Source organism: Paenibacillus sp. lzh-N1, assembly GCF_002872435.1.
Classification (GTDB): Bacteria; Bacillota; Bacilli; order Paenibacillales; family Paenibacillaceae; genus Paenibacillus; species Paenibacillus polymyxa_C.
In genome coordinates, this window is the sequence record NZ_CP025696.1 from 4774817 (window position 1) to 4791957 (window position 17141).

Annotated in this window: 13 protein-coding genes; 6 read left to right on the top strand and 7 right to left on the bottom strand. The window is 43.2% G+C overall.

The features are described 5' to 3' along the window. Positions 1-17 precede the first annotated feature (17 nt). Both C0638_RS21200 and C0638_RS21205 read left to right on the top strand, forming a co-directional pair. Entirely contained in the window at positions 18-1142 is a 1125-nt protein-coding gene (locus C0638_RS21200) for a GGDEF domain-containing protein (RefSeq protein ID WP_013371099.1), read from the top strand. Positions 1143-1307: 165 nt separating this feature from the next. Next, positions 1308-1826 (top strand): NAD(P)H-dependent oxidoreductase, encoded by a 519-nt coding sequence (locus tag C0638_RS21205; RefSeq protein WP_013371098.1) that lies wholly within the window; start codon positions 1308-1310, stop codon positions 1824-1826. A gap of 94 nt (positions 1827-1920) precedes the next feature. On the opposite strand, the gene ectB is transcribed toward C0638_RS21205, so the two are convergent. Further along, complete coding sequence (gene ectB, locus C0638_RS21210; RefSeq protein ID WP_058712083.1) at positions 1921-3183, bottom strand: diaminobutyrate--2-oxoglutarate transaminase; 1263 nt, start codon at positions 3181-3183, stop codon at positions 1921-1923. Positions 3184-3737: 554 nt separating this feature from the next. Between ectB and C0638_RS21215 the strand changes: the two genes are divergently transcribed. Continuing rightward, the gene (locus C0638_RS21215) at positions 3738-4430 is read left to right on the top strand and encodes a response regulator transcription factor (RefSeq protein WP_013371096.1); all 693 of its coding nucleotides are present in this window, start codon (positions 3738-3740) and stop codon (positions 4428-4430) included. A gap of 5 nt (positions 4431-4435) precedes the next feature. Here C0638_RS21215 and C0638_RS21220 read toward each other — a convergent pair whose 3' ends face one another. The 5 genes from C0638_RS21220 to C0638_RS21240 form a co-directional block, all read right to left on the bottom strand. Beyond that, complete coding sequence (locus C0638_RS21220) at positions 4436-6997, bottom strand: hybrid sensor histidine kinase/response regulator (RefSeq protein WP_058712248.1); 2562 nt, start codon at positions 6995-6997, stop codon at positions 4436-4438. Between the two features lie 151 nt (positions 6998-7148). Further along, positions 7149-9149, bottom strand: coding sequence for a methyl-accepting chemotaxis protein (locus C0638_RS21225; RefSeq protein WP_058712247.1), 2001 nt, complete (start codon positions 9147-9149; stop codon positions 7149-7151). 386 nt (positions 9150-9535) lie between these two features. Beyond that, positions 9536-11611 carry a thioredoxin domain-containing protein gene (locus C0638_RS21230; RefSeq protein ID WP_058712246.1) on the bottom strand — a complete coding sequence of 692 codons (2076 nt, stop codon included), beginning with the start codon at positions 11609-11611 and terminating at the stop codon, positions 9536-9538. A gap of 202 nt (positions 11612-11813) precedes the next feature. Beyond that, on the bottom strand, positions 11814-12818 hold the full coding sequence (locus tag C0638_RS21235) for an alpha/beta hydrolase (protein WP_058712245.1): 1005 nt from the start codon (positions 12816-12818) through the stop codon (positions 11814-11816). A gap of 360 nt (positions 12819-13178) precedes the next feature. Beyond that, a complete protein-coding gene (locus tag C0638_RS21240; protein WP_013371091.1) occupies positions 13179-13448 on the bottom strand; it encodes a CD3324 family protein in 270 nt (89 codons plus the stop codon). Between the two features lie 342 nt (positions 13449-13790). On the opposite strand from C0638_RS21240, the gene C0638_RS21245 reads away from it, so the two are divergent. The 3 genes from C0638_RS21245 to C0638_RS21255 all read left to right on the top strand — a co-directional run bounded on the left by C0638_RS21245 (position 13791) and on the right by C0638_RS21255 (position 16224). Continuing rightward, complete coding sequence (locus C0638_RS21245) at positions 13791-14537, top strand: TetR/AcrR family transcriptional regulator (protein WP_013371090.1); 747 nt, start codon at positions 13791-13793, stop codon at positions 14535-14537. Positions 14538-14563: 26 nt separating this feature from the next. Continuing rightward, entirely contained in the window at positions 14564-15310 is a 747-nt protein-coding gene (gene map / locus C0638_RS21250) for a type I methionyl aminopeptidase (RefSeq protein ID WP_013371089.1), read from the top strand. A 383-nt stretch (positions 15311-15693) separates the two neighbouring features. Continuing rightward, positions 15694-16224 carry a DUF4303 domain-containing protein gene (locus C0638_RS21255; protein WP_058712244.1) on the top strand — a complete coding sequence of 177 codons (531 nt, stop codon included), beginning with the start codon at positions 15694-15696 and terminating at the stop codon, positions 16222-16224. A 153-nt stretch (positions 16225-16377) separates the two neighbouring features. On the opposite strand, the gene C0638_RS21260 is transcribed toward C0638_RS21255, so the two are convergent. Then, the gene (locus C0638_RS21260; RefSeq protein ID WP_058712243.1) at positions 16378-17088 is read right to left on the bottom strand and encodes an alpha/beta hydrolase; all 711 of its coding nucleotides are present in this window, start codon (positions 17086-17088) and stop codon (positions 16378-16380) included. Positions 17089-17141: the final 53 nt, after the last annotated feature.

Consider the following 17141-nt stretch of genomic DNA (forward strand, 5'->3'; position numbering starts at 1 on the left):
TTAAGTGTGGTGACATCATGAACAAGACAAAACGGCTTACTCAAACCATGGATTACAGAACAAAGCAAGCCCGCTGGGTGCGCAAAATGTTATTACTTTACTGGATGATTATAACCGTACATTTTATCGTCCAGCTGGGCAGCTACTTATTCCTTGATTATCCCGCTTCGCCTTATGAATTTTACGTTGGGGTCCTTATTGTTCCCACACTAATCATGAGTGGATCCAACTTACTTGCAGAGCTGGCACATTTTAAATTTAGTAGGTATTCTTTCGCGATTCTATTTATGGCAAGCACCGTCATTTGTTGGATGATTATTCGCCTAAACTATGATATCCGGATTATTCCAGCGTTGTGCTTGTTGCCTATTTTTTCTTCGATTCTGTTTTTCAATCGTCGCTTAATATGGCTTTCTTTTGCACTGCAAGTGATCGTCTTTTTTCTATTGCTAGCAATAGATGGATCATTCCGCAGCTATTTGTCAGACTTTGATATCGTGGCGATTCCAACATTTTTAATTATGTCTACTTTTCTTGCCCTTATTATTCAGGCCAGCGGCCGCGATTTGTTAGTGGATTTATACAAGACAAAGCGCGCCCAGCAGGAATTAATGATCAGCAACGCGATTATCAGCAAAATGTCTATGACCGATGGTTTGACGAAGCTTTATAATCATTTGTCTTTTCAAAACTTTTATGAAAAAGCACTCGAATATGCCGAACAAGGAGCGATCATCCATCTGGCGTTAGTGGATATTGATAATTTCAAGAAGATCAATGACACTTACGGACATCAGTTTGGAGATAAAATTTTGGAAGGCATCTCGCAAATCATCACAGAGCAAATTACAGCGAATGACATTCCGGCCCGCTATGGCGGCGAGGAGTTTGCTATTTTAATGTTCGAGCATACTTTTGAGGAAGCTTATCAGATTGTGGAGAACATTCGGCGTGAAGTGGAGAAAATGACCTTTCAGGAGAAAATGCAAATCGTTTCTGTAACCGTAAGCATTGGATTAAAAAGCTATACCGAGGATATGAACAAAGACAAAGATGTATTTTTTCAGGAGACAGACGACTATCTGTATCAAGCCAAGCGCTCCGGTAAAAATAAAATTGTTGCTCTTGACCATATCGCTTAATGTAAAAAATGCATTTAATGCAACTCCGGCATAGATTGTCGGAGTTTTTTGTATGTAGAACTCAAAATTGAGAAGAGTTGACAATTTTGTGGGTTGAAACTAAAATCGTTACATGCGTAATGGTTATTTACTTACGAAAAATAAGCTTTGAGGAGATGGTTTTACATGTCAACACTCGTTATTGTTGTTCATCCTGATCTTGCGGAATCTCGTATTAACAAAAGATGGATGCAAGAACTCAAGAAGCAATCCAGTGTGACCGTTCACAACCTGTATGAAGTATACCCGGATGAGCAAATCAACGTTGCCCATGAGCAGAAACTGCTAGAGCAGCATGATCGTATCGTTCTGCAATTCCCCTTTTACTGGTATAGCAGTCCTCCCCTGCTGAAAAAATGGCTGGATAAGGTTTTAACTTACGGCTGGGCTTATGGAAGCGAAGGTGGCAAGCTACAGGGCAAAGAGTTGTTGATCGCCTTGTCCGCTGCCAGCGTGGAGGAAAACTATCAACATGGCGGACGAAACAGATACACGATCGAAGAACTGTTGAGACCTTTTGAAGCTACAGGCCATATGATTGGTGTTAAATTGCTCCCTTATTTCGTGCAGTATGGTGCCGCAACTTTGACAGATGAGCAGTTGGAGCAATCTGCACTAAAATACGCGCAGGCGGTTATTTCTTAATTTTCACAAAAAACCCCTTGGAAGGTGGCACACACCTGCTTACCTTACAGCAGACGGCTGCTCCAACCAAGGGGTTTTGCTAATGGAATTACATTTACAGCGTAACCAAGTTACTGGTTATCTGTGCCATGCTTTCTTTAATAATGTTGCAACCCTTGCTCAAGTTCTCCATACTTATCGTTAATGCAGGCATAATTTTGAGCACCGTATCGTTACGCCCAGCTCGCTCAATAATAAGTCCCTTACTAAAGCAGAGAGTTGCTACCTCCTTGGCGAAGGCTTCTCCCAGATGGGTCACATCAATTCCCCAGATCAGTCCCAAGCCGCGAATTTCAATGAGTGGATCAATCTTTTGGATATGTTCACGCAAGAACTGCTGAACAAAAGCCTCTTTTTCCTTCACTTGTGCTTCTAGCCCTACCGTGTCTCTGAACTCCAGCGCTGCCTTGGCTCCGACAAACGCTAGCTGATTCCCACGGAAAGTGCCGTTATGTTCCCCTGGACTCCAAATGTCCAGTTCTGGCTTAAGTAGCAACAAAGACATTGGCAGACCGTATCCACTGATCGACTTGGACAAGACAACCATATCAGGAACAATTCCTGCTCGCTCAAACGAGAAGAACGAACCAACTCGGCCGCAACCGACCTGAATATCATCAACAATGAGCAAAATATCGTGATCATCGCACAGCTGTCGCAACTCACGCAGCCATTCGTTATCTGCGATATTAATACCACCCTCAGCCTGTACCGTTTCCAAAATAATCGCAGCAGGCTTTTCCACACCAGAATGAGTGTCTGTTAAAAGCTGTTCCATGTACAAAATCGTATCCATTCCGTTAAACGTGCTGTTATAAGGTATAAAGGTAACATTATTCAGTGGGACTCCTGCGCTCTCTCGCATAGAATTGTTGCTGGTAATAGATAAACTACCCAGCGACATACCGTGGAAACCGCCCATAAAAGCAAAAACGCCATTTCTTTTTTTCACCTTACGCGCAAGTTTCAGTGCTGCTTCTACCGCATTGGTTCCCGTTGGTCCGCAAAATTGAAGCTTATAATTCAAGCCCTTAGGCTGGAGAATACGCTCGGAAAAAGACTCCATAAACTCTTGCTTGGCCGTGGTGTACATATCCAGACCATGCATGATCCGATCGGAGGTTAAATAATCTAGTAACCGGTTTTTCATAAAGTCATTATTATGCCCGTAATTTAGAGCCCCTGCCCCGGCAAAAAAGTCAATATATCCCTCTCCTGCCTCCGTGTACAAAACATCATTTTTCGCTTTGTTGAAAACAACTGGAAAACTTCTGCAATAAGATCTTACATTGGACTCCAGTGTTTCGAATGTGTTCATAATAATTCGTCCTCCCGCTGACCTGATTTTTGAAAAACACAAGCATGGAAAGCAAAAAAATGCAAAAGAGTGTAAATATGTAAGCTAAAATGAGTAGACAGTCTGAACTCACAATGGGATATCCACACCACAAAATCATGAGTACGATCACAAGAACATATAGAGTACAAAAGAATACAGAGATGCATATTGAGAGCAGATAAATGGAAGATTAATATAGTGGGTTTTTCTAAGGGGTCTGTCAGAGGATGTCAACTCCTATGTAATAAAATACCATAATTTTCTTTAAAGTCAATGCATGTTTCTGAGATCTTTTGTTAATTTTTTGTAATTTAAGGTTATGTTCTTGCAGTATATTGTTAAATAGATATGAAAAATGTCGTATTATAGTGATAAATCTCAAAAAAAGTACATTTTCATATCAAATAGATATATATCAAAACTGTCTGGCTACTGGATTTCCAGAGTAAAACTGAGTTTTTGACAGACTGTCCAAAGGAGTTTACTCTATCAAAAGAACTTGCTAAATTTAAAAATAGATAAGGAAACATATCATGTCTAATGTTTTGATTATTGAAGATGATAATATGCTGGGTGACACTCTCTCCTTATATTTAACAGGGGAAGGCTACAACGTTACTCGAGTGGAACTAGCAACTGAGGGAATTGCCCTACTCGATAAAGAACAGCCCGATATTATTCTTCTAGATCTGTTGCTTCCAGATTTGGATGGCGTGAATCCCTGCCCGCTGATACGCAAGCATACGGACGTGCCAATCATCGTGATTTCGACAGAAAACAACATTTCAGAGCGCATTCGTACACTTACGTTGGGAGCAGATGATTATATTTGCAAGCCTTTTAGTATGCAGGAGCTCAAAGCAAGGATCGAGGCTCTTTTCCGTCGGATTAAAATCACACGCTTGCAAGGAAGAAACACTTCACCTGAAGCTGAACCTGAAAACGGCATTTCTTTGGATCTGGCGAGAAGAATGGTTATCGTTAATGGCCAGATGGTAGAGATGACCTATTCGGAATTTGAGCTGATGAAGCTTTTTTATTCGAACCGAGGAATTGTATTTAGTAGATATGCATTGATTCAGGCTCTCCGTGGCACAGACTCCTTTATTAATGAGAGGGCAGTGGACGTACATATTAACCATTTACGCAGAAAAATCGAAAAAGACCCCAAGAAACCACAATTGATTAAGACCATCTGGGGAATCGGCTACAAATTTATGCAATAACACAGTTAGATCCAGGGAATGGATGATTTAATTTGATTAATCTCCTTTTGAACTATACTCAGTTGCTCTCTCCAGTCTGGATACAGTTCTCCCCCTGAGGTTTCATTGCTGCGCTTCAATGCTTTCTCCAACTTTATCACCTTTGCCAGCAGCTCAGTCGCACACAGATTCCCCGTCCCTCCCTTCAGCGAGTGAATTAATCGAAGAGCAGAGGATAACTGACCATTATCCATCTTTCTCACAACTCTCTTATCAAGATACTGGTATTCCTGTATCCATTTATGTAGGGCAAATTGAAAAATATACACCTTGCCATCCATACCGGCTATCGCCTTCTCCGCGTGAATGCCATGTAATTCTTGCAGCCACGCTAAATGGATCCAGCTATTTAATATTCTTGTTGCGGTCAATTTATGTACAGGCTTGAGCAATACGTCATTAATGCCTGCACGAAGACAAATTTCCTGTTGAGTCTGCACAGCATCCGCGGTAAAAGCGATAACGGGGAGTCTGTTAAAAGCCCTGTTTCTTCGAATATGTCTGGCCGTCTCAAAACCATCCATTTCCGGCATATGTAGATCAAGCAGCACCATATCCCAGGAGCATCGCTCCAGTAACTCTATTACTTCTCTTCCATTTGTGACTATCGTTACCTCAAAACCGCGTTCTGCCAAAAACTCGGTTATCACTACTTGGCTAATCTCGTTATCCTCCGCTATGAGGATTTGATACTTTTGTGTTGAGACCCCTACTTCATATTGCAAATTCATGGTTGCAACAACTTCCAGACTATGATGATCTACCGACACTGACTTTTCCTGCTCGTGGCTAAAGCGGAGCACCTCCAGAAGAGCGTTCCGAGTTACTGGCTTAGACAAAAAGGCATCCACCCCATGTTCTGTAGCTTCAGCGGCTACTTCTTCCAACTGGAACACGGTTGTAAGCCCAATGACCTGAGTCATTTGCTTATCCAGTATATGAAACCAATGCCTCCATGATTCAAGTTCTCTAAAGCCTTCCATCCCCATATCAATCATAACAAAATCAAAATGTTCACCCTTTTGAAATGCATCTGCATATTCCTGAAAGGATGAAACGGTGAGTGTTTGTAGTCCCAAATCTTGCAGTAATTCGTTTAGGCTGTGGCTCACCAGTTTATGCTGTGCAATGATTAAGGCTTTGCCGTTTGGTTTCTCTAGCTGCGTGCTTCTTGCATTTAAATCCCCGATATCCAACTCCACATTAAAGTAAAATTGACTATACTCTCCTAAACAGCTCTTTACTTCTACGCTACCGCCCATAGCTTCAGCCAATTGCTTGCTAATAGCCAAACCCAGCCCGGAACCCCCATATCTGTGGGTTAATGTACTCACTTGGGTAAAAGGGACAAATAGCTTGTCCATTTCCGTCTTGGAAATGCCTATGCCCGTATCTTCTACCATAAAAGTGACACTCACTCGTCCGTCCTGCTGGCCTACCATTTTTACCTGTAACAAAACATGCCCTTGATCCGTGAATTTAATGGCGTTGGTCATAAGATTTAAAAGTACTTGCTCCATTCGAAGCGGGTCTCCCTTGAAGCTTTTCGGCAATTCCGGGTCTGTTATAAAAACGACCTCTATTTCTTTATGTTCCAGCAAAGTCCCAATAGTATCTGCGAGATGCCGAAGCATGTTTGCCAACTCAAATTCGACCCTTTCCAGTTCCAGCTTACAAGCCTCTATCTTGGAAAAATCCAATACATTATTGAGCATGTCTAAAAGAGTACGCGAGGAGGCGAGCAGCTTGTGGAGGTAATCTTTTTGAACATCAGTCAGTTGAGTCTTACTCAACAGCTTTGAGAGCCCGATGATGCTATTCAGCGGCGTTCGAATTTCGTGGCTCATATGAGCTAGAAAAATGCTTTTTGCATGGTTAGATTCACTCATCTCCTTTCTTTTCTGCTCGGAAGCTTTATACTCCGTAATATCCAATACATGACCGATGACATATCTGGTGAACCCGTCGTCCCTGACAGGATGCAAGGTAATTAAAGCTGAATATTCCCAAAACTCCAATTCAAATACGGTCCGATCCCCGAACCAAGCCTGTTTGTAGTATTCGGTAAGCTGCTCCAGTGTTTCAGAGGAAAGCTCCAAAATATCCCCAATACGCTTCACATGCTTCCATTTATTGAAATTGACTTGCAGATTCAGACCCATACGCTCCAGCAATTCACCATCAAGCAGCATATAATAAAATTCATCACCCCTTTTCTCCAGCCTGAAGGTAAAGCCAGGTTGAACTCGAAGTAAAGTTAGCAGATCATGATTTTTGTCCAACAATCGCTGTCCATATGTATAATTGGTGGGGGTTAGGGCCTGCCCAAACAGAGTCATGAACAATAGACCAATCCCTATTTCCAACACACAGGTCAGCAGTGTTCTATCACTTATGCCAAAATATAAGAACAGAATTCCTGCCAGTCCATAAAATACGCCTGTGATCGCCTGACGAATGAGCTGACGCTGAAAAATCAAAACTAACAATAATATCACGATCGTATATAGCAATAAATCTCGAACCAAGTGTTCGTCCTCCTTGTAATCTCTCATATGTTGCCAGAAGCTGTATCGGAAATATAAAAAAAACTCAGGACAGATTCCTTATGCCATAAGGCTTAAAGAACTGTCCCGAGCATTCATTGTACTATAGATTCCATAAGGTTCAAGCTCGTATTTAATATTTGAAACGACTGACCATCACCTTCAAATCAGCAGCCATATTGGAAAGCAACTGAGCAGAAGCCGAAATTTCCTCCATAGAAGCCAATTGCTCTTGTGAGGAGGCGGCAACTTCTTCAGATGTGGCGGCATTACCGGTTGCAATCGTCGCTAGCTCACTGGCTGTTGCTGCAATCTCTTGTACACTAGCTGATATTTGCTGGGCAATCGAGGCAACATCATCTATCTGAGGCGTAGTCTCCCGAATGCCTTCCATCGCATGATTCAGCTTCACAATGGTCTCTTTGGAAATCTGTAGTCCGTCCTTCACCTCAGTCGTTACCCTATCCATCGTTTCCACCGTAGTTTCGGTTTCATGCTGAATTTCGCCAATCAAGTTGGCAATCTGGGTGGCAGAACTCTGAGACTGTTCTGCCAGCTTGCGCACCTCATCCGCAACGATGGCAAAGCCTTTACCATGATCACCTGCTCTGGCAGCCTCAATAGCTGCATTCAAGGCCAACAGGTTCGTCTGATTGGAGATATCGCCAATGACCTTCGTAATTTCTCCAATTTCATGAGAGCGGGCTTGCAAGGTCTGAATCATCCGGTTGGAACGCTCTACTGACTGGTGAATGGAATTCATCTGCTCGCCTGTCTGTTCCACAGATTTTCGTCCTTCCTCAGCTTGTAAGGCAGAACGTCTTGCCAAATCCGCTACTGAAGTCGAGCGTTCAGCAATTCGGGTGATTCCTTGTGCTATTTCATCCAGTGCAACCGAATTATTTTCCAGCCCCGTAGTCTGCTTCTCCGCACCGCTAGCAATTTCTTGCACAGCCTGGGATACCTGCTCACTTGCAGCGCTGGTTTGTTCCGCACTTATCGTCAGCTCATTCGAAGAAACAGCGACGTGATCCGCACTGTTTCCTACGTTCTGAATAACGGATCGCAAGTTGTGCTGCATATTCTGAAAAGCTGCTCCTAATTCTCCAATCTCATCCTTGCTCATGACTTGAATGTCCTGTGTCAGATCTCCTGCGCTCACATTTACCGCCTGTTCTTTAAGCTTTAAAATCGGTTTGATGATGGAACGGATTAGGAAATAAACAATAATAACACCAATCACAAGACAACCGACAATAGTAAGCAAAGTGCTGAACAAAATCGGCTGAGCTGCTTCATCAACTTCAGATAAATATAGCGTTCCGCCTATCTTCCAGCCTGTCAGCTTATTGGTCGCATAGTTCATATACTTGGGCTGACCTTCATATTCATATTCGTATTCACCTGTGTCGCTCTGAAACATGCGTGATTCAATATCTGTAATTTTAGCGCCTGCTGCCTTCGTTGGATGAACAATGTAAGTATGGTTGCTATCCAGCAATATGGCATAACCTTCATGACCTACTTTAATATTGTTCAATGTCTCTTTAATACCACTAATTTTCAGGTCAATACCAATAACACCGGATCCATCTGTCGTTGCTCTCGACACCGTAACCGTCATCTGCTTTGAGTCTGCCGAAAGATAAGGTGAACTAATCGCTGTCTTTGTATTTCCCTTTATCGCTTCATCATACCAAGGTCTAATACGTGGATCATAATTATCTGGTAATTGCTTTGGTGGATAGGTTGTAAGTTTAGCGTCTTTCGTACCATAATAGATGGATTCTGCTTCTGGGTGAAGTGCAGCATATTGCTTAAACAACTCTTTCAGTTTAGCCGCTTGTTCCTCGGTCTCTACCCGATTGCCTTTTAGTCTTTCTGCAAAATATTCTGCATCATGTAGCTTGGGTTCAATAGTACTATCAATAATAAAATTAGTACGAATTATAGCCTGCTCGGCACTTTCTTCGATCTGGTTTCGAATCTGCTGACTAGCGCTCTCAAACGAAAGAGCCCCCACAATCATGGATGGTATGATCAGAAAGGCAATAAAGGCCACCATTAGCTTTGTTTTAAAATTTTTGCTGAGTACCCTTATTATCTTCCATTTTTCCCCTGAAAACTTCTTCATTACTTAGCATCTCCATTTCATCGCCTGAATTTCGTAACCTATGGTGAGCCGCTTCGTCTTGTCTATGATGGCAGTCACCCGACAGATTCCCTTTCACGTTTTTTCACATCTCCTGCTGAAATGCTTGGATATAAAAAGATATAAACACGCTAGTTGAATAGGTATATGTACTTATTTTCGAACACCACAAGGCTAAACGGAACCGGTTCTTTGATATAATATACCTAAAAATTATTAAAAAAAATGCAATGTAGATGTTAAGAAAATGTTAGTTTCACTACACTATACCTACCTCTTTACATAAAATATCCCCTTGAAGGTGGCACACATAAGGTCATTGATCGAAAATCACCATATGCTCCACCCGCAAGGGGATTAAATTCGCTTTATTCTATTCTATCCAGCATAGCCTTAATGTCGTCGATATGGGTGACAGGTGCCTGACAGGCAAAATGTTCACACACATATACGGCTGGTTTGCCATCCACAAGATCGTAATCATGGATATAAGGAGCTATTTCTGCAATCTCCGGCTGTCCTTTATCCTTAAAAATAACAACCATATTTGGCCTAAAACCAGCTTGAACCTCCTGAACGAACTGGGCAGTCTGCGGATCATTCCTTTGACCTACAATGACAATCTCACTCGTCTTTCCTGTCGCATACAACAACGCGCTGAGCAGCGCTGAGTGGCCTGAGGGGTAATGAGCAACCATCCCGCCAAAAGCCTTAAACTGCTTGGCAGCATAGTCTTCCAATCGAGTTTCCCCCGTTAGCCGCGCAAGTCGCACAAAATTATGGGCCGCAATGCTGTTACCCGACGGGATCGCACCATCATAAATTTCTTTGGGTCTGGATATCAATTGTTCGCTATCTGATCCGGTAAAGAATAACCCGTCCCGTTCTTCATCCCAAAAAAGATCAATCATATTCTGATTAAGCGTCAGTGCCCGCTGCAGATATTGTACATCGAAGGTCGCCTGGTACAACTCAATCAAACCCCACACATAAAAAGCATAATCATCTACGTAGCCGAGGTAAGCTGCCTGACCATCCCGATACCGTGCCAATAGGCGTCCGTCTTCCCGTCTCAAATGGTTCCACAAGAACGTCTCTGCCTTTCGAGCTTGCTCTGTATATCTGGTATCTCCAAAAGCTTGCCCCGCCTTGGCCAAAGCAGCAATCATCAACCCGTTCCACGAGGTCAAAATCTTGTCATCCTTCTGAGGATGAACCCGCTGCTCCCTGGCAGTAAATAGCTTGGCCTTTAGCTCACTGACCCGCTGCTCCAGTTCTGGCTCGGTCAAGTCATGCTTGTTCCCGTAGGCTTCTAAATTGATATCAATCAGGTTTGGAATGTTGTGACCTTCAAAATTACCGTAAGGTGTGATTCCGTACAAGTCGTTGAAAAAAGAGGCATCCTCATCGCCCAGTACAGCCTTTATCTCAGAGTCGCTCCAGACGTAAAATCTACCCTCTTCTCCTTCAGAATCCGCGTCCTCTGCCGAATAAAAGGCACCTCCTGCATCCGTCATGTCTCTTGCGATATATGTAAAAATTTGTTCAGTGATCTGTCGGTACAGTCTTTTCCCTGTCACCTGCCAAGCTTCTGTATACGTGATGGCCAACAAAGCGTTATCATACAGCATTTTTTCAAAATGCGGCACCAACCATTTCTCGTCCACTGAGTACCTTGAGAATCCCATGCCTACATGGTCGTAGATTCCGCCCCGTGACATCGCATCCAGCGTCTTCTCTACCATTTCCAGTGCCTGCTGGTTCCCCGTATGTTGTGCATATCGCAGCAGAAATGACAAGTTATGTGGAGAAGGAAACTTCGGTGCTTCTCCGAAGCCACCATATTCATGATCGAAGGTGTGACTGTATTCATGAAAAGCTTTATTCAAGCATTGATCATCCAGTTCTCCGCGATAACCAGCAAGCAAGTCCTGTCGTTCATGCTCGGTAAGTACCTGCTCACTCAGCTCCATCAGCTCATCCGGCTGTTCTTTCCATCGGATTCCCACCTTACCCAGCAACTCCAAAAGTCCGACACGCCCAAACTTCTGCTCCTTTGGCAAATACGTACCCGCAAAAAAAGGCTTCTGATCCGGCGTCATCATAATCGTCAGCGGCCAGCCCCCATGCCCCGTCATCGTCTCACAGATGGACATATAAATATGATCCACGTCCGGACGTTCCTCTCGATCCACTTTAATGGATACGTAATCCTGATTTAATACCTCAGCTACCTCTTGATCCTCAAAAGATTCTCTCTCCATCACATGACACCAATGACAAGTCGAATAGCCAATCGACAAGAAAATTGGCTTGTTATCACGCTTAGCAATTTCAAAAGCCTCATCTGACCAAGGGAACCAGTTTACCGGATTGTAAGCATGTTGTAATAGGTACGGTGATTTTTCCTTGGCTAATCTATTCGGTTTGCTGCTCGTTGACATGGGGCATCACCACTTCCATAGTTGGATTTTATGCTTGGTATTATTTTACCCTAAATGGGTGGTAAAAGTCGGAAGAGTAGAAAAAATATAATGACTCTCAACCGAATCTATCAATAAATTATTTGTTCAGGTCATAAGTAGGTATGAAAAAACACTGATGGATATTCTCCAACAGTGCTTTGTTTACTGCAATCATACCTTATTAGCGTTTAGTATTATACTCATTACAATTTATATCAAATATCTTCAGAGCTTTCAGTAAGGCGTATTCACTTGTTCTAGCCCCTTCTTTTGAAAAATGCGCATTTGGAAAAGCGGGAGACATATGATGGTACCCGGGATAGACATGTAATTCCACTAAGACACCATCAAATACCAGTTGTTTAGCAAAAAATAAGGCTTCATCAATGAATAAATCAATGGTACCTATATTTATATAAGTCGGTGGCAACCCGGCCAAAGACTTGGCACGGGCCGGCACATAATATTCACTTACCTCCTCGGAACCCGGTTCAACCCCCAATACAGATTTCCAGCCAAAATAATTGCTTTGTTTTGTCCAAATAAACTCGCCTGCGTATGGATGCTCCGGTGCGATACTTGTGCGGTCATCTAGCATTGGCCTCATTAATCTTAGATGATGGATTTCGAATTCCTTCTGATCACGAATGTACAAAGCTAAGCCAGCCGCCAAACCGCCACCAGCGCTACTGCCCCCGACGGCAACTTTCTCAGTATCTATCCCTAACTCTTCCGCATGTTCAATACACCATTTTAGGCCCGAATAACAATCCTGTAATTGACTTGGCTGTACATGCTCTGGCGCTAGGCGATAGTACACAGATACACAACAGAAACCATGTTCTGCAGCAAGAGCTGCATTAGCAGGACGATCCACGACTGGACTTCCTAAGACCATCCCGCCTCCATGTATCGAATAATATAGAGGCATCTTATTATGCTTTGATTGTTTGGGCTTAATGATTTCTATTTGAATATCTGGACCGTTAAAATAACTTGGCACAACCCTTTTTTCCAATGTAACAGGAAACATCTGCGTTACATCTAATTGTTGCATCATTTGAGATTGGTTTTTACGTGATTCCATTAGTGTAGATTTGGTAAGGTCGGTTGTTGGTATTAAATCAACTGCACTGATAATTTCTGGATCAATCAGATGTCTGCTTCTACTTTTTTGCGCCCCCATAAATCTTCCCCACTTTCTTGTTTCAACGATAATGAATCAACACATGTTTCCCTTCATTTATTCAGAATCGGCACCGTTCCAAATCCGTTGTTGCTGTCGTTTATATTCATATTTTAAAGATTAAAATAAGCTCTATAAATGAAAACAACGAGTTAGAATCATTTTTGACATAAAAATAATAAATGTAAAAATGAAGTACAGCCTTTGAAATAGAAATTGAAATGCAAAAAAGTATTTGGGAATCTGGATGAGGCCAAAATTAAATTCATTGACGCGAGTATAGTACCACGCCACTTTGTAAATTAGGTATTATTTATGTTCACTTAATTGAATATCGATCGATATTCACCAGTGTATCCCCTACTTTTTATGTGAATACACAATTTTCTTAATGGTTTCGGTAGAAAGGAAAAACTCCTTAGCTAATTGCTCGATACTGCTGCGATTTTGAAAAGCATTTCTGATTTCGGTATTTCGCTGTTCAAGCAACCTTCTCCCGCCACTCAAACTGCCCCAATTCATATACTCCGTTTTTGGTTTAGGAATATACAGAGTCTCTCCTTGAACATATTTTTGAATTTCCGTAATTAGTTTTTGAGGTAAAACTTTTGTAGCATTCGTATATCTCAATTTTGCTCGCTCCTTATTTTGATTCTTTTTAAAATAAGGTGCAAAGCCAAAAATATTAAAAAAGCTTATTCAGCGTTAAAAAATTGTTTCGCCCCATACAAAGTAACGCTTTCCTAATAATTGGCTTTGCATGAGTGTAAGAAGTCACAGACAATCCCAATAGATTCTCCATCAGTAGGCACCCCCTTTTACTTCGCAAGTATAGCATAACTCTACTCACCTGATCTTCATCCGTTTACGAGGTGTTGCCGGGACGTTTGTTTGCTCACTCTTGTTATTCGCAAGCTAATGTTTTATATTGACATAATAGTAGGTCAAAAATAAAAGAGGTGAACGGACAAGATGTCTCCACGAACAAAGGAACAAAACGAAGAGATCCGGCTGCGGCGTCTGGCGCAAATCCGGAAAGCCGCTGCCGATGTGTTTTTGAATAAAGGGCCTTTACTGGAAATCCGCGATGTCGCCGTGCAGGCAGGACTCGGCTATGGCACGGTATACCATTATTACAGCAATAAGGGCAATTTGCTCCACGATCTGCTATGGGACGCATTGGAGCGGGCCGGGGGATGGCTGGAGACCCCGCTTGAGGCTCAACCGAAAGCCCCGCCCGCTTCGGCTTCGGAGAAGACGCCGGCAGGCGGGCATTTCGGCTTGGCTGCGGCGGCGGACACCGGGAACTCGGCTGTCGCGGATTCCCAAAGCGGAAGCCGCGAAACGGCCGCTGCCACAGAGCTTGGCCCCGTCGCCGCCGCTGGCGTCCGGCTGCTGCAGCTTTGGGCGGAGGACCACGCCCTGTACCTGCTGCATAAGTTGGCCGGTGAGGGCTTTGCCTCGCTGCCTGAAGGGCGCTCGGCCCCGCTCTCGGCCGCCTTTCGCCGGGAAGTGCTCACGCCGCTTGCCGCGCTGCTGGAAACCGATCGTGCGGCGGACGGGACTGCCGCTTCCGGCGGAAACGCGGCGGAGCCGCCGTATCGGCTACAGCGCACGGAAATGCTACTGGCCGCCTTGGTCGGCTGCGCCTCGCTTTCGCTTCGCCGCGGAAAGCTGCACGAGGAGGCCAGAGATATCGTCCGTTTTTTAAAATTATAGAATTAATAAGGAGCGAATAGACAAAGATGATCATTTTAAAATCACCCAGGGAAATCGAAGAGATGAAACCGGCGAGCCAAATCGTTGCGGACTGCTACCGCGAGGTGGTTAAACTGATCGAGCCTGGGATCACCACCCGGGAAATCAATGACTTTGTTGCCAGACATATCACCAAGCTGGGCGGCAAGCAGTTTACAAAAGGATACAACGGTTTCCCTGCCGAAACCTGCATTTCTGTCAACGATGTGGTGGCCCACGGCATTCCTTCGAACCAGGTGCTTATGGACGGCGACTTGCTGAAGCTCGATATCGTCGTGGAATACGGCGGATGGTTCGGCGATTCGTGCTGGTGCTATGCGGTGGGCAATATCCGACCGGAGGCGCAAAAATTAATGAGGGTGACAAAGGAATGCTTGGATCTGGGGATCGCCCGAGCACTCCCCGGAGGACGGCTCGGCGACATAACGTCGGCGATTCAACAGCATGCGGAAGCAAACGGTTTTTCGGTCGTACGCGATCTGCTTGCGCACGGGATCGGGCGGAGCCTGCACGAGGAGCCGAGCTACGAGCATATCGGCGTAGCTGGCAAAGGCACTCGGTTAAAGGAAGGCATGGTGTTTACGATTGAACCAATGATCAACGAAGGTACGTTCCGTATCACGATCGACGACGATCAGTGGACGGCGAGAACGGCCGACGGCAAGTTGTCGGCGCAATATGAGCATACGATTGCAGTTACGCAGGACGGTCCACTGATTTTAACGGCCCAGTAAGAATAAAGACGAACAGTCGGCAATGCGTCATTTTAGGAAATAAGTCGCCGACCCGGCCTGCTTGGCCCGGCGAAAGTTCATAATGCGAAACGCGAAAAAGCGCTGGTCCCAGGCTGGAACCAGCGCTTTTTTACATGGTCTGTATCTTTACCGATTTACGAAAAACCACATTGTTATGCAGTTTTTTATTATGACTTTGGTGTCATGTCACGGATTTACACTCTCTCTTGGCTAGCCTATCTTGCATGTATTTTTTTCATTGTAAATCTTGCTATTGGCTGAGCAACCAATAGCTCAACCCAAGTTCCTATAATTGTGGTAGGCTACACGAGTCGTGCTAATAATAGTAAAGTATAAAACCCATAAAGGAGTATATGAACCAGATGAGCAATTTTCTGAGTGAATTTGAGGAAAGATTTAGAGCAGGATTTTTGGAAGATCTCAAAAGCATACTGGAAGAAGTGAAGGATGAGAAAGTTTACGCTTGCGCGTTTGGCACAGACAGCGATTTTGTCACCTTATTTCTAGCTGTTAATACGGAGGAATCACTTGTTAGACATATCACAAACATGAAAGCCCAAGACCTGTGCAACAGCAAGGAAGATGAAATTTATTACAGATGGGGATTAAGCGAATATCAATATGACGATACAACACACCTCAATCATATTAGCAAATTTCTGTATGCAACCGACAATGTGTTGGACTATAAAGATGAAATGATAAAAATTATAGCCAAGGTAGTTAAAGAAACCGACGATGTACTTTTTACTCAATTCGGTCAGTCCAAAGAAGATATTATTTTTTTCGTGTCCATGACAGATGATGATATGGCCGAGGAACTGGAAGATCAGTCTGTAATTCAGATGACAAATGCCAAATTAGTTGATGGCTTCTTGACTCGTTATCAATAATACTAAATCATTCTCTTTCACATGGTTCAACTTTTTTTCAATCTCAAACACTCACTTACCAGCTACTTATTTGTAACCTTTTGAAGATAAATACGGCGCTGGAAGGTACGTTAAATGGGAAGCAGTGAGATCAACTCCTTGCTTCCCATATGCTTATTTTGCGGTTAAATGTTCTTTCAACCACTGTCTATAAAACTGTAGTTGCTCTTTGGTGTGAAAATAATGTTTTCCACGTTCCATCACTTTTAGCTGGCAATGAAATCGGCTTGCAAACGTAGATATGACGTCATATTCACACAAGTCATCTTCAGAGCCATAAAGTATGGCAGTTGGCTTATTCCATGTATCAATTGGATGCGATTTAACATAGCAGTAATAATCCCAATAAAGTGTTTGCCCAATGGGTGTAGATATTTCTTTTTCAACTTTTAATCTATCCTCACTTACACTGAACCATGTCATCATATTTTTGATTATTCTCTCCATATCTAGCACTGGAGAAAGAAACAGACATTGTTTTAGTGAGAGATGATGATAAGCAAGTAAACTAAAATACGCACCCATGCTACAAGCGAAAATACTAATTTCATGCCATTGCTTTTGTGTGTAACGCATGATGATGTCAAGATCATGAACACAATTTTGAACTTTACAGACGTAGGTTTCTTCTTTGCGGTCACCATGTTCAGGCAAATCAAAACTAATGACTTGATACCCTTGTGCCGTTGCTTCTTCTGCAAATATAACGATCACATCATCTGCCTTGTTTGACATATTACCGTGGATAGCTATAAATATCTTATCTGATTCACCACCCCACAAAATTGCCGGAATGCCCTCGATTTTCAATTTTTGCTTTATCATTACTTTATCCTCGCTTAAAACAGCTTGTTGTTGTCTTCCTTATCAAAATATTC